This is a genomic window from Bradyrhizobium sp. (assembly GCF_016219575.1).
Taxonomy (GTDB): domain Bacteria; phylum Pseudomonadota; class Alphaproteobacteria; order Rhizobiales; family Xanthobacteraceae; genus Bradyrhizobium.
In genome coordinates, this window is sequence record NZ_JACRMG010000009.1 from 1 (window position 1) to 24,851 (window position 24,851).

Genomic DNA, 24,851 nt, shown 5'->3' on the forward strand with positions numbered 1-24,851 from the left:
CGATCAGCCAATCAGCTCGTTCCGCAACCCGAATGTCGCCGAAAGACATCTTGTGCCTCCGCCAAATAGGTCGAAAGCCCTTGAATCATATTTGCAAAATCCGGGGAATCACTTTTGGGGATCCCGTAGCTTCGTTGTAGAGGGCGCAGGGAAGGCCGGGTGCCGGCGGCACCCGCATCACCGTGTGCTGAAAGTAGCGAGAGAAGTGCACACGGGTTTGACAGGTACAGCCGGGACAACCCGGCCTTCCCCGCGCAATGGCTTTACGGCTTATGTCGCGCTCTCCCCGGGGAACGGCCTGTTTTGCCCCCGTTGCCCCGCCAGCACAGGCCGGCGGGGATAGACGCCAGGGTCGCGGCGCCAGGACCACACGATTTCACCGTACGTGACCAGCGTTTCGTCCGGCACTGCGAAATGCGTGCCGAGCGCCTGCCACGTCCATCGCATCCCGTGCCCAACGTTTCGTGACGACCGCGAAGCGCCCCTCTGGCGGGCTCGGGATGGACGCAAAGCTAATTCTGATTTACGTAATAGTCAAGAGGTCTCATTCGATTTTTTCGAATCGGCGGCGGGGTGAACCCGGACCGGCTTGAAATCGCTCCGGATTCAGCTTTCTCGAACCGAACCCCCATGTGCCTGTTGCGCCGGCACCGGCGGTTCGATCCTGCACTGACCGGTGCTGGCTCGTGCGCCAGGGGCCATTTGTGCAAGTGCGAAGGTTGCCCGCCTCATGGGCGGCCCCCGACCGGCATCTTAACGGATGATTTGCTGATTTGGCGCCATCATGGCGTGTAGCGGAGCTGCGTGCTCGCGCATCCTATTCAGCCGGGAGACAATCGTGAAGAAATCGTCAACAAGGACACTCGCTTTTGCTGTGGCAGCCATGCTCGCGGTTGGCGGCGCCGCCCAAGCCGGTGGCGGGGCCAACAAGGACGAAGCCATGGCAATGGTCAAAACGGCCGTTGCCTTCATCAAGGAGCAGGGCGCCGACAAGGCGTATCCGGAGATCACCAACAAGGCCAACGCCAAGTTCCACGATCGCGACCTCTATGTCGTGGTCTACCAGCTCGACGGCAAGGTGCTGGCCCACGGCGCCAACGAGAAGTTCGTCGGCAAGGATCTGATCGACGCGCAGGATGTCGACGGCAAGCTCTACGTCAAGGAGCGCGTCGAACTCGCCGTCAAGCAGCCGTCATTCTGGCAGGACTACAAGTTCGTCAATCCCGTGAGCAAGAAGGTCGAGCCCAAGGAGATGTACTGCGAGAAGCTGGACAACACGGCTGTCTGCGCCGGCATCTACAAGCTCTGACACCCAACAGGCGACACCGTGCGGCGTGCGCCGCGCACCGCAGCGAAGGGTTGATATGCTCGGTCGGATCAAGAACGTTGGTCTTTCGTGGAAGGTCCAACTCGCACCTGCATTCCTGATCATGGTCCTGATCGGGCTCGGCACCTATGCGTTGCAGACGTTGCGGTCGAACCAGGCCGCCGTCGATGCGCTGATGTCGGGTCCGGTCCGCCAGTCGGAAGTAGCGGGCGAGCTCACCACGACGGTATGGACGGCGCACGCCAAGCTGTACCGTCTTGCCGCCACTGCAGCCAACGAAAAGGATGAAAAGAAGATCGCGGAAGTCGCCAAGGAAGCTTCCGCAGCGGCCGCGAAGATCCCCGACGCGCTGAAGGACGTCGAGGCCATCAAGGACAAGTTCAGCCCGGAAACCTTCGACAAGCTGAAGGCGGCGGTCACCGGCTATCTCAAGCAGTCGAAGAATGCCATCGAGATGGCCGACGGCGACGCCGGATCGGCGCTGATCTTCATCAAGGGCGCGGAGCGCAACTTTGCCGTCATCGAAAAGCTCGCCGACGAGCTGATCACGCGCAGCAGCGAGAGCAAGGACCGCGCCATCGCCCAGGCGGGGATCAAGCTCGAGCAGCAGCAATGGTCGTTGACAGTGGCGCTTCTGATCGTTGCGCTTGCGGGCATCGTCGTTTCGTTCCTGATCGGTCGCGGCATCTCTCGCCCCGTCGTGGCGATGGCCCGCGCGATGCGCGAGCTGGCGGCGGGAAACTTCGAGGTTCAGTTGCCCGGCCTGAAGCGCGGCGACGAGGTCGGCCGGATGGCCAACGCGATCCAGGAATTCAAGGTGCAGGCCGTCGCCAAGGCCGAGCGCGACACTGCGGAGCGCGAGGAGAAGAGCCGCGAACTGGCTGCCGCCCGCCGCGCCGAGCTTCACAATCTGGCCGACAGTTTCGAGGTCACCGTCGGCAATATCGTCGAGAACGTCGGCTCGGCCTCGGCCGAACTGGAAAATTCCGCCTCCGTCCTGACCGGCAGCAGCAAGGCGGCGCAGGAACTCTCCACCGTCGTCGCCGCCGCTTCGGAGGAGACTTCCACCAACGTGCAATCGGTCGCCTCCGCGACGGAGGAGATGGCCAGCTCCGTCCACGAGATCGGAAGGCAGGTAGCCAATTCCACCAGGATCGCCAACGAAGCGGTCGCTCAGGCGCAGCAGACCGACGTGCGGATTACCCAGTTGTCGGAGGCGGCCAGCCGCATCGGCGATGTGACCAGGCTGATCACCACGATTGCCGAGCAGACCAACCTGCTGGCGCTCAATGCGACCATCGAGGCCGCTCGCGCCGGCGACGCCGGGCGGGGCTTTGCGGTGGTCGCGCAGGAGGTCAAGGCGCTCGCCACGCAGACCGCAAGGGCAACCAGCGAAATCTCCAGCCAGATTGCCGGCATGCAGGCGGCAACGCAGGATTCGGTGCTGGCCATCAAGGAGATCAGCGGCACCATCGGCAGGGTTTCCGAAATCGCCGCGGCGATCGCGGCGGCCGTCGAAGAGCAGGGGGCCGCGACCCAGGAGATCGCCCGCAACGTGCAGCAGGCCGCACTGGGCTCCACGCAGGTCGCCACCAGCATTGCCGACGTCAACCGCGGCGCTGGCGAGATCGGCACTGCGTCGTCGCAGGTTCTCGCCTCCGCGCAGCTATTGTCCGACGAAAACAGGCGCCTCAAGGCCGAGGTCGGCAAGTTCCTGGCCACCGTCCGGTCGGGCTAGAACCTGATCCGGAAAAGTGTGAAGCGGATTTCCCTGCGAAAAACGCGAAGCGTTTGCGCGGGGATCATGCTCAAACAATAACCCAAAGCGCGATGCCGATTGATCTCGATCTCATCGCGCTTCAGGGCGCGATCCCGGCCCGAAGGCCGCGTCCGGCTTTCGGCGAAAAGTCAGGCTGAGGCCATCAGTACCGGGCATGACGGCGGTTCGAAGCGCCGCCATCTCGCTCCTGCGCGATCAGGTTCCCGTCTTGCGCATCCCCTGATGCGGGTCGGCGCGCAGGTTCTGGAAGAATTTCTCCACCTCCCGCGACAGCGTCTCGGCGGTAGCGGCGAGCTCGCTGGAAGCCGAGAGCACGGATTCGGCCGCCGAAGACGCCGTGCCCATGGCGTCGCTGAGCGAGCCGATATTGTCCACCAGCGTCTGGTTGCCCTGGGCGGCGAGCTGCGCGTTCTGGGAGATTTCGCGGGTCGCCAGATCCTGCTGGCCGATGGCGTCGGCGATGATCGAGGTGACGTCGTTGATTTCGCGCACGGCGTTGCCGATCTCGCGCACCGCCTCGACCGAATTGCGCGTCGAGGTCTGGATCATGCCGACGTTCTCGCTGATCTCGGCGGTGGCCTTGGCGGTCTGGCCGGCCAGCGCCTTCACCTCATGCGCCACCACGGCAAAACCGCGGCCGGCTTCGCCGGCGCGCGCGGCCTCGATCGTGGCGTTGAGCGCGAGCAGGTTGGTCTGCGCGGCGATGGTCTGGATCAGCGCGACCACGCCGTCGATGCGCTGGGTGGCGGCGGCAAGACCCTCGATCTCGGCGACGGACTTGTCGGTGCGCTGGCCGGCCTGCTCCACGGCGGAGGCCGATTGGCGCACCTGGCGGCCGATCTCCTCGACGGAGGCCGAAAGCTCTTCGGCAGCGCCAGCGACGGCGGAGACGTTGGTGGAGGCTTGTTCGGTGGCGTCGGCCGCGGCGACCGCGCGACCGCTGGCGTCAGAGGCCACGCTGGCAATGCCTTGCGCCGTGCCGCGCATCGCGGCGGCGCTGTCATTGACGGTGCGTACCACGCCGCCGATGGCGTCGCGGAACGCCTCGACCGAGGCCTCGATATGCCGCGTTCGCTCGTCGCGCGCCTTCGAATCTTCAATCACCTGCGAATTGAGCCTGCGGTTGCGCTCCATCGATTCCTTGAAGATCTGGATGGCGCGGGCCAGCGAGCCGATCTCGTCGCCGCGGGCGGTGTGCGGCACCTCGACATTGTCCTCGCCGTCGGCGACGCGCTTGATGGTGTCGGTGATGACCGAAAGGGGGCGTGCGATGGAGCGGGCGATGATGAGCACGCCGATGACGACCACGAGCAGCGCAAAGGCGCCGAGGCAGGTCAGGATCCAGGCCAGCGTGTGATTTTCGTCGGTGGTCTGCGCCAGCTTCCTGCTGCGCTCGGCATAGACCCTGGAGAGCGCCTCGAGATCCTTGTTGAGCGCAGTGCGAACCTGGCGGTTGGCGTCGTTGTCGCCCCATTCGCGGCCCGCGGCCGGGCTGATCTCGTTGGCGCGGCGCACCAGTTCGGCGCGGAATTCGACGAACTGCTGGACGCGCTTCTTGAAGGTGGCGAACTGCTCGGCGTCGTCGGCCTGCACCAGCTTTTCCCAGTTCGTCGTCACCTCGAGGATGCGCTTGTTGAAGGCAAGCAGGCCCTCGCCGTATTTCTTCACCACCGCAGGATCGGTCGACATGTAGACGCCGCGGGATTCCATCACCACGGCATAGACCAGCGAGTTGATGCGCTCGACGTTCAGCGCCGCGCGACTGGCGGTCGATACCGCCTCGGTCAACTCGGTATTGCGGCGCGTGTTGTAGTCCGACAGCGCGGTGATGGCCGCGGTCAGCAAGGCGAACAGCCCGAAGATCGAATAGAGCTTGGCCGCGAGCGAGAGTTTGGAGGTCATGACGGACTACTTACTTGTTGGAATGGATTCACAAATCGCGCCCTTACGATCCTCGCAAACGAGGCAAACTGTGGCAGGGTCGGGCGTCCAAAAACTGTGGTGAATTTTCATGGATTTTTTATTAACGCGCGAGCTTTGTGTGACTGCAACTGTGACGTTCATTTGCTAGCAAAATCAAACGCTTGAGGATCGTTTCGGCATTCGCGCAGAAGAAATTGGGTAGGAATACTGCGACCATTGCGCGCATCTGGCATACCTTTGGCATACCAGCGCGTGTACCGGGCCTGTCTTGGCGGTGGCGGGGCGGTCATATGCAAATGGCGGGCTCGCGCTATCATCGGCGCGCCACTGTCCGGAGCCATCATGGCCTATCGCAAGGCGATCGACGCCACCTCCTACGTCTTCGACGACCTGCGCGACCTGCTTGCGAAGGCAACGCCGCCGCGCTCCGGCGACCGGCTGGCCGGCATCGCCGCCGGCAGCGCGGAAGAGACGATCGCCGCGCGGATGGCGCTGGCCGACCTGCCGCTGAAACAGTTCCTCAACGAAGCGGTCATCCCCTACGAGGACGACGAGGTCACGCGCCTGATCGTCGACGGCCATGAGGCCAAAGCCTTTGCGCCGGTGGCCTCGCTGACCGTCGGGGCCTTCCGCGACTGGCTGCTGTCGGACCCCGCGACCGGCGAGGTGCTGGCGCAGCTCGCGCCGGGGCTGATGCCGGAAATGGCCGCGGCCGTCTCGAAGCTGATGCGCAACCAGGACCTGATTCAGGTTGCGAAGAAGTGCGAGGTAACGACCCGTTTCCGCAACACGATCGGGCTGAGGGGGAGGATGAGCACGCGGCTGCAACCCAACCATCCCTTCGATGACATCGGCGGCATCACCGCCTCGATTCTCGACGGGTTGCTGCTCGGCTCGGGCGACGCCTGTATCGGCATCAATCCGGCCAGTGACGACCCGGCCGTGATCGGCGGGCTGCTGCGGCGGCTCGACGACATCATTGTGCGTTTCGACATTCCGACGCAGGGCTGCGTGCTCACCCATGTCACCACCACGCTGGCCCTGATCGGGCAGGGCTATCCCGTCGATCTGGTGTTCCAGTCCATTGCAGGCACCGAGGCGGCCAACCGCAGCTTCGGCGTCACGCTTGCGCTGCTGCGCGAGGCGCGCGAGGCCGGGCTGTCGCTCAAGCGCGGCACGGTGGGCAGCAACGTGATGTATTTCGAGACCGGGCAGGGCTCGGCGCTCTCGGCCAACGCGCATCACGGCGTCGACCAGCAGACCCTGGAGGCGCGTGCCTATGCGGTGGCCCGCGTCTTCGATCCGCTGCTGGTCAACAGCGTGGTCGGCTTCATCGGCCCGGAATATCTCTATGACGGCAAGGAAATCATCCGCGCCGGCCTCGAGGATCATTTCTGCGGCAAGCTGCTCGGCGCCCCGCTCGGCGTCGACGTCTGCTACACCAACCATGCCGAGGCCGACCAGGACGACATGGACAATCTGCTGACCCTGCTGGCGGCGGCCGGCGTCACCTTCATCATGGGGGTACCCGGCGCCGACGACGTCATGCTGAACTACCAGTCGACCTCGTTTCATGACGCGCTCTACCTGCGCGACCTCTTTGGCCTGGGGCGGGCGCCGGAGTTCGACGACTGGCTGGTGCGGATGGGACTTTCCGGCACCGATTTTCGTCTTTCCGGCAATGCCGGGCAGCTCCCCGATTTTGCCGCGAAATTGATCGCTTGAGAGGTGTTCCAGGCAGGTTTCTTGCAACCAACGGGCGGTGAGAGCGTTATGGGTCGCCTGCAATCCCAAGAGGAATGTGTAGCCGAGCCCTCAAGCTCGTGGTTAAATTCCTCATTGCCGGGCAAGTAACTTGAATGCTTGAGGAAGTTTGATGCGAGCAGAAGGCTTTCAGACGGTACGGCGGATCCTCTGCGTGTTTCCCCGCTACACGTCGTCTTTTGGCACGTTCGAGCACGCCTATCCGCTGACCGATGGCGTGAAGGGCTTCATGCCGCCGCAGGGATTGCTGCTGATCGCGGCATATCTTCCGGCCGACTGGCCGGTGCGCTTCGTCGACGAGAACCTCCAGCCGGCTGCGAAAGAGGATTTCGAGTGGGCCGAGGCGGTGCTGGTCAGCGGCATGCACATCCAGCGCACCCAGATGAACGACATCTGCCGCCGCGCCCATGCCCACGACCTGCCGGTCGCGCTCGGCGGCCCGTCCGTCAGCGCCTGCCCGGACTATTATCCCTCCTTCGACTACCTCCATGTCGGCGAACTCGGCGATGCTACCGACGAGCTGTTCCGCATTCTGTCGGCAGACTGCTCGCGCCCGGAGCGGCAGGTGGTGCTGACGACGAAGGATCGCCTCGCGATGAGCGAGTTCCCGATCCCCGCCTATGAGCTCGCCGACACGCGGAAATACCTGCTCGGCAGCATCCAGTATTCCAGCGGATGTCCCTACCAGTGCGAGTTCTGCGACATCCCGGGCCTCTACGGCCGCAACCCGCGCCTGAAGACGCCGCAGCAGATCATCGCCGAGCTCGACCGCCTGCGCGAATGCGGCATGAGCGACACCATCTACTTCGTCGACGACAATTTCATCGGCAACCGCAAGGCGGCGATGGATCTGCTGCCGCATCTGGTCGAGTGGCAGAAGCGCACCGGCTACATCACGCGGCTGGCCTGCGAGGCGACGCTCAACATCGCCAAGCGGCCGGAGATCCTGGAGAAGATGAAGGAGGCGATGTTCGTCACCGTGTTCTGCGGCATCGAGACGCCGGATCCGGACGCGCTGAAGGCGATGCACAAGGACCACAACATGATGGTCCCGATCCTCGAGGGCATACAGACCATCAATTCCTACGGCATGGAGGTGGTCTCCGGCATCATCATGGGGCTCGACACCGACAAGCCCGGAACCGCCGACGCGCTGCTCGACTTCGTCGAGCAGTCCCGCATTCCGCTGTTGACCATCAACCTGCTGCAGGCGCTGCCGAAGACGCCGCTGTGGGACCGCCTCGAGAAGGAAGGCAGGCTGATCAATGACGAGGTCGCCGAGGGCCGCGATTCCAACGTCGACTTCCTGATGCCCTATGACGAGGTGATCAGCAACTGGAAGCGCGCGATGGCGATCGCCTATGAGCCGGCCAGGCTGTTCGAGCGCTACCTCTACCAGTGCGAATACACCTACAACCAGCGCCTCAAGGTGCCGGTCGCCGACGAGTTGAAGACCTGGCCCAACATCCGCCGCGCGCTGATCATGCTGCGCAACATCTTCTGGAAGGTCGGCGTGCTCGGCGACTACAAGCGCGTGTTCTGGAAGTTCGCGCTCGGCCGGTTGCGCAAGGGCGATATCGAGGGCCTGATCGGCTCGACGCTGATCGCCCACCACCTGATCGAGTTCGCGCGCGCGGCGACCAGCGGCCGGCAGAACGCCTCGAACTACTCGATCCGGCTGCGCGAGGCCGCCGTCCCTGCCGAGTGAGCCGAAAACCACGCCGCGGCCGCTCGGCGATTTGCGCGCGCTGACGCCGGCGCGCGTCGGGCTCGGCCGGACCGGCGCGGGGCTGCCGACCGAGGCGCTGCTCGACTTCACGCTCGACCATGCCCGCGCCCGCGACGCCGTGCATGCCGCCTTCGATACGGCCGGCCTGATCGCGTCGCTCCATGCCCTCGGCCTCGATCCCCTGCAGGTGTCGAGCCGCGCGCCGGTGCGGCGCGATTATCTGCGCCGGCCCGATCTTGGCCGCATGCTGGACGCCGATTCCCGGCGGGCGCTGGCCGGCAGGGCTGAGGGCGCATGCGGCCTCGTCCTCGTCATCGCCGACGGCCTGTCGCCGGCCGCGGTCAATCTCCACGCCGCCGGCGTCACCGGCCAACTGCTGCCGCTGCTGTCGGAGGCGGGCATCGCGGCCGGGCATGTCGTGATTGCCTCGGGCGCGCGCGTCGCGCTCGGCGACGAGATCGGCGAAATCCTCAAGAGCCGGATGGTGGCCGTCCTGATCGGCGAGCGGCCGGGCCTGTCGGCGCCCGATAGCCTCGGCGCCTATCTGACCCACGATCCCCGGGTCGGGCGCAGCGATGCGGAGCGCAATTGCGTCTCCAACATTCACGGTTCCGGGCTGAGTTCCGCGGAGGCCGCGTTCAAGATTGCGTGGCTGATCCGCGAGTCGCTCGCCCGAGGTATCAGCGGCGTTGCGCTCAAGGATGAGAGCAGCGAGGCGATGGCCGCGCGCCTTGCAAAACCGGTGTGACAAATCAGACACTTAACGGACCCATTTGATGTGGGCCCGCGGCCTTGCCAAGCCACCTAACCTTGCGATTCAGGTCCCGGACCTGCTACATGAGGTCCGCCGAATTTGCCGTATTTTTTCAAGGGTTAACGCCATTCTCAAGAGGCCGACAGAGCCGCTTTGTGCGTTGCCCGAAAGCTCAAGCGACATCGTCAGGCGATGTGAGGACTGGACAGGTCATGCTCGATAAGTACAGCGAAAGCGAAGTTCATGTCGACGTCGCAGAGACGCGGCCGACTTCGAGCATCGCCTTCGGACTGGAACGGATGGGGCTGATCGCAGTCAAGGCGCCGGTGCTGTCTCTCATCGTGCTCTTCGTGCTGATGGTCGCCGCCGTGTTCGGCGTCTATCGCATCAAGATCGACGACTCCTTGAGCCAGCTGTTCCGCTCGGACTCCAAGGACTACAAGCAATATGAGGCGGTGACCAAGCGCTTCCCGGCGACCGAGTTCGACGTGCTGGTCGTGGTCGAGGGCAAGACGCTGCTGGCGCGCGAAAACCTCGAGAAGGTCCGCGACCTGGTCACGGACATGCAGCTCGTCGAGGGCGTGCGCGGGCTGGTGTCGCTGTTCTCGGCGCGGCAGGCGCCGGAAAAGGGCAGGCTGCCGGCGGCGCTGTTCCCGCCGGATCTGCCGGAAGGCCCCGCTTACGACAAGTTCATCGAGACGGTGAAGGCCAACGAGATCATCCGCGGCAAGCTGTTGTCGGAAGACGGCACGCTGGCGCTGGTGGTGATGTCGCTGGAGCCGGCGATCGTCTCCTCCAACAAGCTCAAGCAGGTGGTCGGCGAGATCAGGAAGATCATGGCCGACGACCTCGCCGGCAGCGGACTCAATGCGCAGCTCTCCGGCGTTCCCGTGATGCAGCTCGAGATCCGCAACGCGGTCGAGCGCGACGGGCTCACCTACAACATCCTCGGCATCCTCGCCGGCTGCATCATCGCAATCATCTTCTTCCGCAAGATATCCTTCATGGTGGCGGCGGCGTTCCCGCCGATGATCGCGATCCTGCTCGCGCTCGGCGGCCTCGGCTGGGCCAACTTCAATCTCAACATGTTCCTCAACGTGATGACGCCCCTCATCATGGTGATCAGCTTTTCCGACTCGATGCAGCTAACCTTCGCGGCGCGCGACCGGCTGATCGCGGGGCAGGACAAGTACACGGCCTTCAAGAATGCCGTGCTGGTCGTGGGACCCGCCTGCGTGCTCACCCACGGCACCGCGGGCATTTCCTTCATCGCGCTGCAGTTCTCCGATTCCGACCTGATCCGCAAGTTCGGCGAGGCGGGGCTGGCCGCCACCATCATCGCGCTGATCGCGGTGCTCAGCCTGGTGCCGGTGTTCGGCGTGCTGCTGGTGCGCAACGAAAAGATCTTTGCCGTGAAATTCCAGGGCGCGGATGCCGGCGTGCAGATGCTGCGCAATTTCTGCTACTGGATCGCGGTGCGCATGGTGAACCGCCCCGGGCTGTACAGCCTGATCGCGCTGATCGTGGTCGGCGGCCTCGGCGTCATCTATGCCAGCCTCGAGCCGCGCTATCGCCTCGCCGACCAGGTGCCGGACAAGCGGCAGGCGGTGGAGGCGAGCGGGAGGCTCGACGCCAAGCTCACCGGCGCCAATCCGATCGATGTGCTGATCGAATTCCCCAAGGGCGCCGACCTCTACGCGCCGGAGACGCTGAACGTGATCGCCCAGGTGCACTCCACGGTGGAGGGCGCGGCGGGCGTCGGTAACGTCTGGTCGCTGGAAACGCTGCGCCGCTGGCTGGCGGAGAAGGCCGGCACCACCGACGTCGAGACGCTGAAGCAGTATGTCAGCGTGATCCCCGAACACCTGGTGCGCCGCTTCATCTCGGCCGAGCAGGATGCGGTGGTGGTGTCCGGCCGCGTGCCGGATCACGATTCGAGCCAGATCCTGCCGGTGGTGGAAAAGCTCGATCGCGCGCTCGACAAGGTGCGCAAGGCGCATCCCGGCTTCGAGATCGCGGTGACCGGCCTGTCGGCGATCGCGGCGCGCAACAGCGCCAACATGATCGAGAAGCTCAACCACGGCCTGACGATCGAATTCATCCTGGTGGCGGTCTTCATCGGTCTCGCCTTCCGTTCGGTCGTCGTGATGTTCTCCTGCATCCTGCCGGGCATCTTCCCGGTGGTGCTGTCGGGCACGGTGCTGTGGCTGCTCGGGGAGGGGCTGCAATTCGCCAGCGTGGTGGCGCTGACGGTGTCGTTCGGCCTCGGCCTGTCGGCGACCATCCACTTCCTCAACCGCCTGCGTCTGGAGAGCAAGCCCGGCGTCTCGTCGGAGCTGGCGGTGGAGCGCGCTACCGTGCTGGTGGGACCGGCGCTGATCCTGACCACGGTGGTGCTGGCCTGCGGCCTGATCGTGACCGTGTTCTCCGACCTGCCGTCGCTGCGCCTGTTCGGCTGGCTCAGCGCATTCTCGATGGTGGCAGCCCTCGTCGCCGACCTCTTCATCCTGCGGCCGACGTCGATGTGGCTGATCAACCTGGCGCAAAAAATCCGCGGGTCGGCCGGCCAGCCGAAGCCCGCGGAGTGATGCCTCGCAGCTCGAAGGGCTGCCTCAGCCCTTCGTCATCGTGATGTTGACGCCGCGGATCTCGCCCTTGGATTCGATCTGCACGACCTGCTTGGTGCCGTTGGTGCGCAGGTTCAGCGTGGCGGCGAAACCGGAGGCCTCGACGAAGACGTCGATGGCGCCATTGCCGGCGGTGCCCTGCAGGTTGCCGAAGATGTTGCGGCTCTTCTCGCTCCAGCTGCCGGAGATGCGGTCGCCCTGGCTGGTGACGTCGCTGATGAGATCGAACTTGTAGCTGTCGCTCGCGCAGTGTAGCGCCTGCTTCAGGCCCATCCCGGTGGAGTTGACCTTGTAGTCGGCCTTGCAACGGATGCGCTCGGTGGTGCCGTTGGACAGCGCGACCGTGCCGGTACCCGACCATGAACCGTCAAAGCCGGCAAAGGGGCCGCCCGCCTGGGTGTTGCCCGCCGAGACCGACAGCAACAGCGCAGCGCCGACGCCGGCCGCCGTGAGAGCCCGACCGAACAGGCTGGAAGCAAACAAGTTCATGGTGAGTTTTCCCATCTCAATAGACGCTTCCGAACGAGAGGCGTCTCGCCACATCGAAGACTTAGTGTCACCGCGACAGGCGAGGTTCAAATCGCGGTGAACTGCCCGCTTCGGGCGGGGTTCCGGCGTGCATCATGTAGCGGTCCCGGCGGTTGTCCTGCAACCGCCATTTTTCAACACGGCTAACTGGTAAATATGAGCCATATTTCAAGCGGTTACAAACAGTGAACGCTTGCCGTTAATTTAGCCGCATTTGCCATGCTTGTGCTGGAGGCGCCGCTGCGATACGCGGCCTCTGCCACTCACGAATCATGCCGACCACCGAAGCGTCATTCGGGGGCCGCGGATTTCTGCCGTCGAATGAAGGATCACATGCGCAAGTTTGTTCTGGCCCTCGCCTTCCTGTCGTCCACGTCCGCCGCCTTCGCCCAGCAGCAGGCGGTGCAGCCGCAGCGCAGCGGCACGGCGGAAGAGCAGGCGGCCTGTAACCGCGACGTCCAGCGCCACTGCCGCAGCGTCATCAACCAGGGCGACTTCGTGATCCTTGCCTGCCTTCAGCAGAACCGCCCGCAGATTTCGGCCGCCTGCAACCAGGTGCTGAAGAACCACGGCCAGTAAGCGCCGTTTCCGCGGGTCGGCGGCCGGGCGGAAACCTTGCCGCCGGCCCCCTGCGAAACGTCGGCTGCATCCGCTTTGCAGCCTGCGAAAGCATTGGTTTTGCCTGCATATTCCCCTATATGGGGGCGCGAGTTCCGCAAGCGCCCCCGGGCGCAAAACCGGTGACGATGTAATTCGATGAGCAGCGCTGGCGACCTCAGGTCGGGCAAGACGCACCGTGACGAGAATTTTCCGGTCGCCTCGTGGATCATCCATCCGCGGCACCGGGCGCCGATTCTCGCCTTCTACAATTTCGTCCGCACCGCCGACGACATTGCCGATCATTCGCAACTGCCGGCGGACGAGAAGCTGCGCTATCTCGACGTTCTGGAAGCGGAACTGCTCGGCAAGGGCGACACGCAGGCGGAGGCCGTGCGGCTGCGCAACGCGCTCGCCGAACGCGGCATGCCGCCGCGCCATGCGCTCGACCTGCTCACCGCCTTCCGCATGGACGTGACCAAGCTGCGTTACGAGAACTGGGATGAGGTGATCCACTATTGCCGCTATTCGGCGATGCCGGTCGGCCGCTTCGTGCTCGACGTCCATGGCGAGAGCACCTCGACCTGGCCGGCTTCCGATGCGCTTTGCGCGGGCCTGCAGGTCAACAACCACCTGCAGGATTGCGGCAAGGATTTTCGCGAGCTCAACCGCGTGTACCTGCCGCGTGACGCGCTGGCCGCGAGCGGCGCTTCCGTCGAGGAGCTTGGCGCCCGGAAATCGTCGCCGCAGATGCTGCAATGCCTGCACGCCCTGGCCGTGAAGACGGAGGCGCTGCTCGATGAAGGCAGGGCGCTCGCGCCGCAGGTCAGGGATTTCCGGCTCGGGCTCGAGGTCTCCGTCATCCAGGCGTTCGCCGACAAGATCGTGGCGATGCTCAGGGTGCGCGACCCCCTGAGCGAGCGCGTGCATCTGTCGCCGCTCGAACTGCTCGCCTACAGTTTTGGCGGGATGGCCGGCGAAATCGCGCGGCGCGCGACCGGCCGCGGACCGCAATCGAAGACGGCGGCCGGCGCATGAGCGTGCAGACGGCCGACAACGCGAACTACGGTTCGACCGCCTCCGGCAGTTCGTTCTACGCGGCGATGCGCATCCTGCCGCCGGCGCAGCGCGAGGCGATGTTCCGGATCTACAGTTTCTGCCGCCAGGTCGACGACATCGCCGATTCCGACGGTCCGCGCGCGGAGCGCCTCGCCGCGCTCCAGCAATGGCGCGACGACATCGATGCGCTCTATCGCGGTCAGCCGCCGGCGCGGCTGAAGGACTATGTCGCCTCGGTGAAGGCCTTCGGCCTGAAGCGCGAGGATTTCCTCGCTATCGTCGACGGCATGGAAATGGACGTGCCGGCCGACATCCGCGCGCCCGACATGGCGACCCTCGATCTCTATTGCGACCGCGTCGCCAGCGCCGTCGGGCGGCTGTCGGTGCGGGTGTTCGGCATGGGGGAGGAGGACGGCGTCGCGCTCGCCCATCATCTCGGCCGCGCGTTGCAGCTCACCAACATCCTGCGCGACCTCGACGAGGATGCCGGCCTCGGCCGGCTCTATCTGCCGCGCGAAGGCCTGCTGCATGCCGGGATCACCGGCGACGATCCCGCGAAAGTCACCGCCGACAAGGCGCTGCCGAAAGTATGCGCGCCGCTGGCGCAGCGCGCGGCCATGCATTTCGCCAAGGCCGACGAGATCATGGCGCGCTGCCCGCGCCGCACGGTGCGCGCGCCCCGCATAATGTCGAAATACTACCGCGCCATCCTCGACCTGCTGCTGGCGCGGGGTTTCGCCGCCCCGCGCGAACCGGTGCGTGTGACAAAACTCACGAAGCTCGCCATCCTCTTCCGTTACGCTTTCATCTGATGCCCAAAACCGTCCACATCATCGGCGCCGGGATTTCCGGCCTTTCCGCGGCCGTGCGGCTGAGCAATGCCGGCGTGCCCGTGCACGTCCACGAAGCGACGCAGCAGGCCGGCGGCCGCTGCCGCTCCTATTTCGACGCCGTCACCAATCTCACCATCGACAACGGCAATCACCTGCTGCTGTCGGGCAATCGTCACGCCCTCGACTATGCGCGCACCATCGGCACCGAGGCGGGGCTGGTGGGGCCGGCGCGCGCGCAGTTTCCATTCGTGGATGTTTCCACCGGCCAGCGCTGGCAGCTCGACCTCGGCGACAGCCGCTGGCCCACCTGGGTGTTCGACGAGTCGCGCCGCGTCCCCGATACCGGGCTGTTCGACTATCTGAAGCTTGCGCCGATCATCTGGGCCGGCGCGGACACGCTGGTCGGCAACGCCATTCCCTGCGACGGCACGCTGTATGAGCGGCTGGTGCAGCCGCTGTTGCTGGCCGCGCTCAATTGCGATCCGCCGGAGGGCTCGGCCGGCCTTGCCGGGGCCATCGTGCGGGAGACGCTGCTGGCGGGCGGCCAGGCCTGCCGTCCATTGATCGCGCGCGACGGGCTCAGCGCCGTGCTGGTCGATCCCGCCGTCAAGCTGCTCGAGGGCCGCGGCGCCAGCGTGCGCCTCAGCCACGAGTTGCGCGCGCTTGAGACCTCGGGCGATCGCGTCAACGAACTGAACTTCGGCGACGACAGGATCGCCATCGGCCCCGACGACGCCGTCATTCTCGCAGTGCCGCCGCGGCCCGCTTCTGCGCTGCTGCCGGGCCTGAAGACGCCGACCAGGTTCCGCGCCATCGTGAACGCGCATTTCCGCTTCGATCCGCCGCGGGACGCTGCGCCCATTCTCGGCGTGGTCGGGGGGCTCGTGGAATGGCTGTTCGCCTTCCCGCAGCGGCTCTCCGTCACTATCAGCAATGGCGACCGGCTGGTCGACATGCCGCGCGAGGAGCTGGCGCAGGCGATCTGGCGGGATGTCTGCAAGGCCGGCGGCGTTTCCGGCGAATTGCCGCCCTGGCAGATCGTACGCGAGCGCCGCGCCACATTTGAGGCCACGCCGGAACAGAATGCGCTGCGGCCGGGGCCGGTGACGGCATTCAAAAACCTGTTCCTTGCCGGCGACTGGACTGCTACGGGATTGCCTGCGACCATCGAGGGATCGGTGCGGTCGGGCGATCGCGCCGCCGATCTGGTCCTCGGAAAGGCAAACGCCTGATCCTCAATCCGCGCGCGGTGCGCAATTCGCACCGGAGCGCGAACACAGGGCAAGTCAGTGAATATGCATTCCGGAAACCCCACCGCCACCGTCGATCCCGCCGCGCTGGAAAAGAGCATCGCTTCGGCCACCGAGGCGCTGCTCGGCTGTCGCCAGGCCGACGGCCACTGGGTGTTCGAGCTGGAAGCGGATGCCACCATCCCGTCCGAATATGTGCTGCTGCGGCACTATCTCGCCGAGCCGGTCGACGCGGTACTCGAAGCCAAGATCGCCAACTATCTGCGGCGCATCCAGGGCGCCCATGGCGGCTGGCCGCTGGTGCACGACGGCCCGTTCGACATGAGCGCGAGCGTGAAGGCCTATTTCGCGCTGAAGATGATCGGCGATTCCGTGGACGCGCCGCACATGGCGCGGGCGCGCGAGGCGATCCGCTCGCGCGGGGGCGCCGCTAACGTCAACGTGTTCACCCGCTTCCTGCTCGCCTTCTATGGCGTCGTGACCTGGCGCGCGGTGCCGGTGCTGCCGATCGAGATCATGCTGCTGCCGACGTGGTCGCCGTTCCACCTCAACAAGATCTCCTACTGGGCCCGCACCACCATCGTGCCGCTGATGGTGCTGGCGGCGCTGAAGCCGCGCGCGAAAAATCCGAAGGGGGTCGGCATCGACGAACTGTTCCTGCAGGATCCGAAGAGCGTCGGCATGACGTCGAAGGCGCCGCACCAGAGCTGGGGCTGGTTCCTGCTGTTCCGCTCGCTCGACAAGATCCTGCGCGCGATCGAGCCGCTGTTTCCGAAGGGTTTGCGCGCCCGCGCGGTCGAGAGCGCGCTCGCCTTCACCGAGGAGCGGCTCAACGGCGAAGACGGCCTGGGCGCGATCTATCCGCCGATGGCCAACGTCGTGATGATGTACGAGGCGCTCGGCAAGGATGAGAATTTTCCGCCGCGCGCGATTACGCGCCGGGGCATCGAGAAGCTGCTGGTGATCGGCGAGCACGAGGCCTACTGCCAGCCCTGTGTGTCGCCGGTGTGGGACACCGCGCTGACCTGCCACGCGCTGCAGGAGGCCGGCGGCGAAGAGGCGACGGCGAGGGCCAAACAGGGCCTCGACTGGCTGCAGCCGCGCCAGGTGCTGGACCTCAAGGGCGACTGGGCCGCGAAGGCCCCCGATACGCGGCCCGGCGGCTGGGCATTCCAGTACAACAACGCGCACTATCCGGACCTCGACGACACCGCCGTGGTGGTCATGGCGATGGACCGCGCCCAGCGCAACGCCGGCAGCAACGAGTATGACACCGCGATCGCCCGCGGCCGCGAATGGATCGAGGGCATGCAGAGCCGCGACGGCGGCTGGGCTGCCTTCGACGTGAACAATCTCGAATATTATTTGAACAATATCCCGTTCTCCGACCACGGCGCGCTGCTCGATCCCCCGACCGAGGACGTCACGGCGCGCTGCGTTTCGATGCTGGCCCAGCTTGGCGAGACCGCCCGGAGCAGCAAGGCGGTCGCCGACGGGATTGACTATCTGCGCCGCACCCAGCTGCCGGAGGGCTCGTGGTACGGCCGCTGGGGCCTGAACTACGTCTACGGCACCTGGTCGGTGCTCTGCGCGCTAAATGTCGCAGGGGTAGACCATCACGATCCCATGGTCCGGAAGGCGGTGGATTGGCTAGTCTCGATCCAGAATCGGGACGGCGGCTGGGGGGAAGATGCCGTCAGCTACCGGCTCGACTACAGGGGATATGAGCAGGCGCCCTCCACGTCGTCGCAAACGGCATGGGCCTTGCTTGGGTTGATGGCGGCCGGCGCAGTGGAGCATCCGGCCGTCGTGAAAGGGGTGGAGTACCTAAAAAGCACACAGACGGAAAAAGGCCTGTGGGATGAGCAGCGCTACACGGCAACGGGTTTTCCGCGCGTGTTTTATTTGCGATATCACGGCTACTCGAAGTTCTTCCCGCTCTGGGCATTGGCGCGGTACCGGAACTTGAGCAGCACCAACAGCAGGATGGTAGGGGTCGGGATGTGAGTTTGGAGGCGGGGGCCGCCGTGACCGTGCGTCAGTCGATTGGGGAAGGTTCGATTGATCCGCGGCCGGTGTTGATCGTGACGGGATTGGTGCAGGAGGCCCGCATCGCGGCCGGGCCCGGCATGATCGTCATCTGCAGTTCGAGCGATCCGCAACAGCTTCGTGCGCTGCTGGCAACGCTCGATTCCTCCACTTTCCGCGGCGTCGTCAGCTTTGGCGTGGCCGGCGGCCTCGACCCCTCATTGAAGACCGGCGATGTGGTGGTGGCGACCGAAGTCATGGCCGGCGATACCAAATTCCTCGCCGACATGGCGCTGAACGAAGAGATGATCGCGAGCGCCACGCTCAAGCGCAGCCGCGTGACGCGCCGCCGTCGCCGCGTGGTGCGCGGCGGGCTCGCCGGCGTCGAGCGGGTCGTTGCGGCAAGCTCCTGCAAGGCCGCGCTGCACTCCGAGACGGGCGCGGCCGCCGTCGACATGGAAAGCCACATCGCCGCCGCCTACGCCGCGAGCGCAGGCATTCCCTTCGCGGCGCTGCGCGTGATCAGCGATCCCGCCCACCGCGCGCTGCCCGAGCTGGCGCAGAACGCGATCAAGCCCAATGGCGATATCTGCGTGCGCACCATCGTGCGCGGCGTGGTGCGAAATCCCAAGACGCTCAGCGCGCTGGTCTCCACCGGCATCGACTTCAACCGCGCGCTGCGCTCGTTGCGCGGCTGCCGCGGCTTCCTGATGGGCGGCGAAAGCCTCGTCGCGGGTCACGCCTGAGCGCTTCCCTGATGTCGACGAAAAAGGCCCGGGCAGCGCCCGGGCCTTTTTGGTTTCTGACGGGATACCGCGGCGATCAGGCAGCTGTGGAGGCCTTCTGCTGGGCGAGCTTGTCGGCCTTCTGCCGGGCGGCGAGCGCCTCGTCGTGGCGGATCTCCGAGAGCCTCTTCTCGACCTGCTCGGCGAACACGTACTGTGCCGGGCGCTGCCTGGAGAGATCGATCTCCGGCGCCATGGGGCCTTCGGTCTTGATGCCGCGCAGCGCCACCCAGGCCGCCTTGAGCGGGTTGTTGAATGCGGCGGTCGCAGCGGTCGGCTCGTAGCCGCAATGCGCCATGCAGTTGGCGCACTTTTCGTACTTGCCGGTGCCGTAGGAATCCCAGTCGGTGGTTTCCATCAGCTCCTTGAAGGTCTTGGCGTAGCCTTCGCCGAGCAGATAGCAGGGCTTCTGCCAGCCGAAGATATTGCGCGCCGGCATGCCCCACGGCGTGCACTCGTACTCCTGGTTGCCGGCGAGGAAATCGAGGAACAGGCTGGAGTGCATGAAATTCCACTTCTTGCCCTTGCCGAGCGCGAAGACGTCGCGGAACAGCTTCTTGGTCTTGGTGCGGTTGAGGAAGTGTTCTTGGTCGGGCGCGCGCTCATAGGCGTAGCCCGGCGACATCGACACGCCGACGCCGAGCTCGGTGGTGAGGTCGAGGAATTTCGCGATCTCTTCCGCCGGATGGCCATCGAAGATGGTGGCGTTGACGTTGACCGTGAAGCCGCGATCCTTCGCCGCCTTGATGGCGGACACCGCGCGGTCGAACACGCCCTTCTGCGACACCGCCTTGTCGTGATGGTCCTTCAGGCCGTCGAGATGCACCGAGAAGAACAGATAGGGCGAGGGCTCGAACAGGTCGAGCTTCTTCTCCAGCAGCAGCGCATTGGTGCAGAGCGAGACGAACTTCTTGCGTGCGACGAGGCCGCGCACGATCTCGCCGATCTCCTTGTGGATCAGCGGCTCGCCGCCGGGGATCGCCACCATCGGTGCGCCGCATTCCTCGGCCGCATCCCAGCACTCCTGCGCCGTCATGCGGCGGTTGAGGATGGCGTCGGGATAATCGATCTTGCCGCAGCCGACGCAGGCGAGGTTGCAGCGGAACAGCGGCTCCAGCATCAGCACGAGGGGATAGCGCTTGCGGCCAAGCAGCTTCTGCTTGAGCAAATAACCGCCGATACGCATTTCCTTGAAGAAGGGTATTGCCATTTCGAAGCGTTCTTTCTTGCACTTAAGTCGTCAGAGTTGAATCAGCCCGCAGTCAGTTCGGCCGGAAGCCGGAACTCGATATTCTCTTCCCGCCCGGGCAGCACCGACACCGTCACCGGCCCGATGCGCCGCAAGGCCTCGATCACGTCGTCCACCAGCACCTCGGGCGCCGAGGCGCCGGCGGTGATGCCGACAGCTTTGGCGTCCTTCAGCCACTCCGCGTTGAGCTCGCTGCCGTCGGCAATCAGGTAGCTCGGAACGCCGACCTCGGTGCCGATCTCGCGCAGACGGTTGGAGTTGGAACTGTTGGCGGCGCCCACCACCAGGATAACGTCGACGAGCTTGCTCAGGTCCCTTACCGCGGATTGGCGGTTCTGTGTCGCATAGCAGATATCCCGGGTATCCGGGCCTTGAATGTCTGTAAAGCGTGCGTGAAGGGCGGCGATGATGTCCCTGGTGTCGTCCACGCTGAGGGTGGTCTGGGTGATGTAGGCGACCGGGGTATCCTTCGGCAGGGTGAGCGCGGCGACCTCGTCGACGTTCTGGACCAGCAGCACGGGCCCCGGGACCTGGCCCATGGTGCCCTCGACCTCGGGATGGCCGGCGTGGCCGATCAGGATCAGCGAGCGCCCCTTGGACACGTAGCGCTTGCCCTGATTGTGAACTTTCGTGACCAGCGGGCAGGTGGCGTTGAGCACCGGCAGGTTGCGGGCGGCGGCTTCTTCCTCGACGCTGCGGGCCACGCCATGGGCGGAAAATACGGTCACCGCGAGCGGCGGAACTTCGGACAGATCCTCGACGAAGATCGCGCCCTTGTTCTTGAGGCTCTCGACCACGTATTTGTTGTGCACGATCTCGTGCCGGACATAGACCGGCGGGCCGTATTTTTCGAGTGCGCGTTCTACGATCTCGATGGCGCGCACGACACCGGCGCAAAAGCCGCGGGGCTGCGCAAGATACACCTGCATCGAACTGCCGTTACGCAAATTGCACCACATCCATCTTGAAGCCTCCATGCGGGCGGACCTTGCAGTTATCGGCTGCAATATCCGCACCATACGGTTCCCGCGCCCAATCCCTGGTTCCAAGCGCATGGAAGCACACGGCTTTGTGTCAAAAAATACGGCTCGGGGAAAGGCGGATTGCGAAATGGTCGCAGCTGGAATGGAAATTGGAGGTATAATAGTAAAGCCAGATTAGCTCCATCCTCTCCGGATCGTCACTTTTACGCCGGGAGGGGTGAGCTATATCAACTCGCTCGATGCGATTTGGGTCTGTTTCGCAACCACGCTGACGTTCCCGCGCGGAAGTAACCAAAACAAGCAATAGGCCGGTCGATGGAACTCCGCTAGATAGCGGGCGTTTCCGGCAGGCCTCCTGAGATCAGAAAGAAACGATGTGCTGACCAATACCGTTGTCTCGATTGTAAAGGCTTGCACGCGCTTCGCTCCCTTGGTCCTTGCTCTCTCGCTCCTGCTCTCGGTGGCGTCGAGCATCTATGCGGCCCGGCATTTTGCCATCAACACCGACATCAACACGCTGATCTCGCCCGATCTCGACTGGCGCAAGCGCGACATCCAGTTCGAGCGCGCCTTCGATCGCGAAAAACTGATCCTCGCCGTGGTCGAGGCGCCGACGCCGGAACTCGCCGGCTCCGCCGCCAATGCGCTGGCCGAAAAGCTCAAGGCCGACACCCGGAATTTAGAGGCGGTGCAGCCGCTCGGTTCCGGCGAGTTCTTCGCCAGGAACGGCCTCTTGTTCCTGCCGACCGAGGACGTTGCCAGGACGACGGGCCAGATGGAGGCATCCGCGCCGCTGATCGAGATCATGGCGGGCGATCCCTCGATCCGCGGCCTCACCGGCGCGCTGGAGACGGGACTGGCCGGCGTCAAGCGCGGTCAGGCCAATCTCGACAATGCGGCGCGGCCCTTCACCTACATTTCGGAGACGGTCGAGAAGGTCCTGGCCAAGGACAATCCGGCGTTCTCCTGGCGCGAGCTGGTGAGTCCGAAGCCGCTCACCGACGCCGACAAGCGTTCCTTCATCGAGGTCAAGCCGATCATCGACTATGAAGCACTGGAGCCGGGCAAGAACGCCACCGACGCGATCCGCAAAGCCGCCTCCGAGCTGAAATTCGCCGAGGACTATCACGCCCGCGTCCGCCTGACCGGGCCGATCCCGATCGCCAACGAGGAATATTCGACGGTCCAGGAGGGCGCCATCATCAACGGGATCGGCACGGTTCTCATCGTGCTGGTGATCCTGTGGCTGGCGCTGCATTCGACGAAGATCATCTTCGCCGTTTTCGTGAACCTGTTCATCGGGCTCGCCGTCACCACCGCCGTCGGCCTGTGGCTGGTGGGATCGCTGAACCTGCTGTCGATCGCGTTCGCGGTGCTGTTCGTCGGCCTCGGCGTTGATTTCGGCATCCAGTTCAGCGTGCGCTACCGCTCCGAGCGCTTCAAGAACGACGATCTGGCCGAGGCGCTGGCGGAAGGCGCGCGGCGTTCCGCGGTGCCGCTGTCGCTGGCGGCGATGGCGACCGCTGCCGGCTTCCTCTGCTTCCTGCCGACCGACTACCGGGGCATTGCCGAACTCGGCAAGATCGCCGGCGCCGGCATGCTGGTCGCCTTCATCTCCAGCATCACCGCGCTGCCGGCGCTGCTGAAGCTGCTCAACCCGCCCGGCGAAGACGATCCGGTCGGCTATGCCTTCCTCGCGCCGGTCGACAAGTTCCTGGAAGACTATCGCGTGCCGATCATCGTCGGCACGCTGCTGGTCGCGGTCGCCGGCCTGCCGCTGCTCTACTTCATGAAGTTCGACTTCAACCCGATCAACCTGCGCAATCCCCATGTCGAGTCGATCGGCACCTTCCTCGATTTGCGCAAGGATCCCAACACCGGCGCCAACGCCGTCAACGTGCTGACCCATTCGGAAGCCGACGCCAAGAAGATCGAGGCCAAGCTCGAGAAGCTGCCGGAAGTCGCCAGCGTGCGCTCGCTCGACAGCTTCGTGCCGGCGGACCAGCCGGCAAAGCTCAAGCTGATCGAGAAGGCGGCAAAAGTCCTGATGCCGGTGCTCAACCCGGATTCGGTCGATGCTGCGCCGTCGGATCAGGAAAACGTGGAGTCGCTGAAGAGCTCGGTCGATGCGCTCCGCAAGACCGCGGGCGACGGCAAGGGACCGGGCGCGGTCGCCTCGCGCCGCCTGGCGGACGCCCTGCAAAAGCTCGCCGACGCCGATCAGGCGACGCGCGACAAGGCACAGAACATATTTGTCGAACCGCTAAAGACGACGCTGGACGGGCTTAAGAGCCTGTTGTCGGCGCAGCCGGTCACGCTGAAGGACCTGCCGCACGAGCTGGTGGACGCCTGGAAGGCCAAGGACGGCCTGATCCGCGTCGAGGCGCTGCCGAAGGGCGACCCCAACGACAATGACAATCTGCGCAGGTTCGCCGATGCGGTGCTGGCGGCCGAGCCGACCGCGATCGGCGGCCCGGTGTCGATCCTGAAATCCGGCGACACCATCGTGAAGGCGTTCATCCACGCCGGCATCTGGTCGCTGGTGGTGATCAGCGTGCTGCTCTGGATCACCTTGCGCCGCTTCACCGACGTGCTGATGACGCTGGTGCCGCTGCTGGTGGCCGGCGCGGTAACGCTGGAAATCTGCGTGCTGATCGGCCTGCCGCTCAACTTCGCCAATATCGTCGCGCTGCCGCTGCTGCTCGGCATCGGCGTCGCCTTCAAGATCTACTATGTGGTGGCGTGGCGCTCGGGCAGGACCAACCTGCTGCAGACGTCGCTGACGCGCGCGATCTTCTTCAGTGCGCTGACCACGGCCACTGCGTTCGGCAGCCTGTGGCTTTCCAGCCATCCCGGCACCGCGAGCATGGGCAAGCTGCTTGCGCTATCGCTCGTGACCACGCTCGCGGCGGTGCTGTTGTTCCAGCCTGCGCTGATGGGCAAGCCGCGCGATATCAGCGAGTAGACCCCGCCACGTCGGCGAGCAGGCAGATGTCGCCGACGCTGTCCTTTGGCTGTACGGCCGCCTGCTTTTGTGCCGGCGCAGTCGAGCCGGTGGTTTTCGGGGCGGGGGCCGCGGCTTGCGGCTGTGCAGGCGAGGCCTTCGTACCCTTGGCCATGCTGTTGGCGGGGCTCGAGGGGATCGGCGGACCGACGCGTGCCCAGGTCTCGCCGCCGCAGAGAAAGCCGAGCACGCAGCCCTGAATCTCGAGCTGGTCGGTGCCGACCGGCTTGATGGTTGAAGAGTAGGTCTGGCCGTCCTTGGCGTTGTAGACTTGGCCTTCCCAGGCATCGACGCCCGGCTTCTTCTTCATGGCAAGCAGGATCGGCATGCCGAGCGTCGGCCGGTTCTGCCGGGCCGGATCGGGATTGTTCGAGTCGCGCCCGCCCGGGGTCTTCTCCCAGGACACCACGCCCCACATGTTGCCGTTGCACTGGGCGACGCGAATGTTGGCGACGCCGTCGGCGACCCGCCAGTCGCCGGTGGGGTCGGCCGCGAGGGCCGAGCATGTGCCTGTCGCGAGAATTAATCCTGCTTGGGCTATTGTGCGCGCGAGCGATCTTGGGCAGTGCAACATGGTCCGAACCTATGCTTATGTGGCTGGTCTAGCGGGGTCAAAACGCCGCATTTGGTG

General features: G+C 65.1%; 18 protein-coding genes. 13 read left to right on the forward strand and 5 right to left on the reverse strand.

Annotation, left to right across the window (positions count from 1 at the left end; translation table 11 throughout):
- Positions 1-883 precede the first annotated feature (883 nt).
- Together HZB49_RS05140 and HZB49_RS05145 are read left to right on the forward strand one after the other, a co-directional pair.
- The gene (locus HZB49_RS05140) at positions 884-1,309 is read left to right on the forward strand and encodes a cache domain-containing protein (RefSeq protein WP_291611087.1); all 426 of its coding nucleotides are present in this window, start codon (positions 884-886) and stop codon (positions 1,307-1,309) included.
- Positions 1,310-1,364: 55 nt separating this feature from the next.
- Positions 1,365-3,065 carry a methyl-accepting chemotaxis protein gene (locus tag HZB49_RS05145; RefSeq protein ID WP_291609433.1) on the forward strand — a complete coding sequence of 567 codons (1,701 nt, stop codon included), beginning with the start codon at positions 1,365-1,367 and terminating at the stop codon, positions 3,063-3,065.
- Between the two features lie 237 nt (positions 3,066-3,302).
- Here the strand turns inward: HZB49_RS05145 and HZB49_RS05150 are convergent, their stop codons facing one another.
- Positions 3,303-5,009, reverse strand: a complete 1,707-nt coding sequence (locus HZB49_RS05150) for a methyl-accepting chemotaxis protein (RefSeq protein ID WP_291609434.1) — start codon at positions 5,007-5,009, stop codon at positions 3,303-3,305.
- 363 nt (positions 5,010-5,372) lie between these two features.
- Between HZB49_RS05150 and HZB49_RS05155 the strand changes: the two genes are divergently transcribed.
- The 4 genes from HZB49_RS05155 to HZB49_RS05170 all read left to right on the forward strand — a co-directional run bounded on the left by HZB49_RS05155 (position 5,373) and on the right by HZB49_RS05170 (position 11,865).
- Positions 5,373-6,755 carry an ethanolamine ammonia-lyase subunit EutB gene (locus tag HZB49_RS05155; RefSeq protein ID WP_291609435.1) on the forward strand — a complete coding sequence of 461 codons (1,383 nt, stop codon included), beginning with the start codon at positions 5,373-5,375 and terminating at the stop codon, positions 6,753-6,755.
- Positions 6,756-6,906: 151 nt separating this feature from the next.
- Positions 6,907-8,502: a B12-binding domain-containing radical SAM protein gene (locus HZB49_RS05160; RefSeq protein ID WP_291609436.1), complete on the forward strand. Its 1,596-nt coding sequence runs from the start codon at positions 6,907-6,909 to the stop codon at positions 8,500-8,502.
- Between the two features lie 31 nt (positions 8,503-8,533).
- Positions 8,534-9,271: an ethanolamine ammonia-lyase subunit EutC gene (eutC, locus tag HZB49_RS05165; RefSeq protein WP_291609437.1), complete on the forward strand. Its 738-nt coding sequence runs from the start codon at positions 8,534-8,536 to the stop codon at positions 9,269-9,271.
- A 218-nt stretch (positions 9,272-9,489) separates the two neighbouring features.
- Entirely contained in the window at positions 9,490-11,865 is a 2,376-nt protein-coding gene (locus HZB49_RS05170) for an MMPL family transporter (protein ID WP_291609438.1), read from the forward strand.
- A 24-nt stretch (positions 11,866-11,889) separates the two neighbouring features.
- Here HZB49_RS05170 and HZB49_RS05175 read toward each other — a convergent pair whose 3' ends face one another.
- On the reverse strand, positions 11,890-12,393 hold the full coding sequence (locus HZB49_RS05175; protein WP_291609439.1) for a hypothetical protein: 504 nt from the start codon (positions 12,391-12,393) through the stop codon (positions 11,890-11,892).
- Positions 12,394-12,765: 372 nt separating this feature from the next.
- Here HZB49_RS05175 and HZB49_RS05180 point away from each other — a divergent pair, with 372 nt between their 5' ends.
- From HZB49_RS05180 to HZB49_RS05205, 6 genes are all read left to right on the forward strand, one after another.
- Positions 12,766-13,011, forward strand: a complete 246-nt coding sequence (locus HZB49_RS05180) for a hypothetical protein (protein WP_291609440.1) — start codon at positions 12,766-12,768, stop codon at positions 13,009-13,011.
- Positions 13,012-13,188: 177 nt separating this feature from the next.
- Positions 13,189-14,067: a squalene synthase HpnC gene (hpnC, locus tag HZB49_RS05185; protein ID WP_291609441.1), complete on the forward strand. Its 879-nt coding sequence runs from the start codon at positions 13,189-13,191 to the stop codon at positions 14,065-14,067.
- The gene (hpnD, locus tag HZB49_RS05190) at positions 14,064-14,900 is read left to right on the forward strand and encodes a presqualene diphosphate synthase HpnD (protein ID WP_291609442.1); all 837 of its coding nucleotides are present in this window, start codon (positions 14,064-14,066) and stop codon (positions 14,898-14,900) included. Before hpnC ends, hpnD begins: the two co-directional genes overlap by 4 nt.
- The gene (gene hpnE / locus HZB49_RS05195) at positions 14,900-16,153 is read left to right on the forward strand and encodes a hydroxysqualene dehydroxylase HpnE (RefSeq protein WP_291609443.1); all 1,254 of its coding nucleotides are present in this window, start codon (positions 14,900-14,902) and stop codon (positions 16,151-16,153) included. Before hpnD ends, hpnE begins: the two co-directional genes overlap by 1 nt.
- A gap of 63 nt (positions 16,154-16,216) precedes the next feature.
- Complete coding sequence (gene shc / locus HZB49_RS05200; protein WP_291611089.1) at positions 16,217-18,178, forward strand: squalene--hopene cyclase; 1,962 nt, start codon at positions 16,217-16,219, stop codon at positions 18,176-18,178.
- Positions 18,179-18,204: 26 nt separating this feature from the next.
- Positions 18,205-18,945, forward strand: coding sequence for a phosphorylase (locus tag HZB49_RS05205; protein ID WP_291611091.1), 741 nt, complete (start codon positions 18,205-18,207; stop codon positions 18,943-18,945).
- A gap of 76 nt (positions 18,946-19,021) precedes the next feature.
- Here the strand turns inward: HZB49_RS05205 and hpnH are convergent, their stop codons facing one another.
- Positions 19,022-20,194 carry an adenosyl-hopene transferase HpnH gene (gene hpnH / locus HZB49_RS05210; protein WP_291609444.1) on the reverse strand — a complete coding sequence of 391 codons (1,173 nt, stop codon included), beginning with the start codon at positions 20,192-20,194 and terminating at the stop codon, positions 19,022-19,024.
- A 41-nt stretch (positions 20,195-20,235) separates the two neighbouring features.
- On the reverse strand, positions 20,236-21,162 hold the full coding sequence (gene ispH / locus HZB49_RS05215; protein WP_291609445.1) for a 4-hydroxy-3-methylbut-2-enyl diphosphate reductase: 927 nt from the start codon (positions 21,160-21,162) through the stop codon (positions 20,236-20,238).
- 430 nt (positions 21,163-21,592) lie between these two features.
- Between ispH and HZB49_RS05220 the strand changes: the two genes are divergently transcribed.
- Positions 21,593-24,181: an MMPL family transporter gene (locus HZB49_RS05220; protein ID WP_291609446.1), complete on the forward strand. Its 2,589-nt coding sequence runs from the start codon at positions 21,593-21,595 to the stop codon at positions 24,179-24,181.
- On the opposite strand, the gene HZB49_RS05225 is transcribed toward HZB49_RS05220, so the two are convergent.
- Entirely contained in the window at positions 24,171-24,794 is a 624-nt protein-coding gene (locus HZB49_RS05225; RefSeq protein WP_291609447.1) for a DUF2147 domain-containing protein, read from the reverse strand. The two genes, HZB49_RS05220 and HZB49_RS05225, sit on opposite strands and share 11 nt — an antisense overlap.
- Between the last annotated feature and the right edge of the window lie 57 nt (positions 24,795-24,851).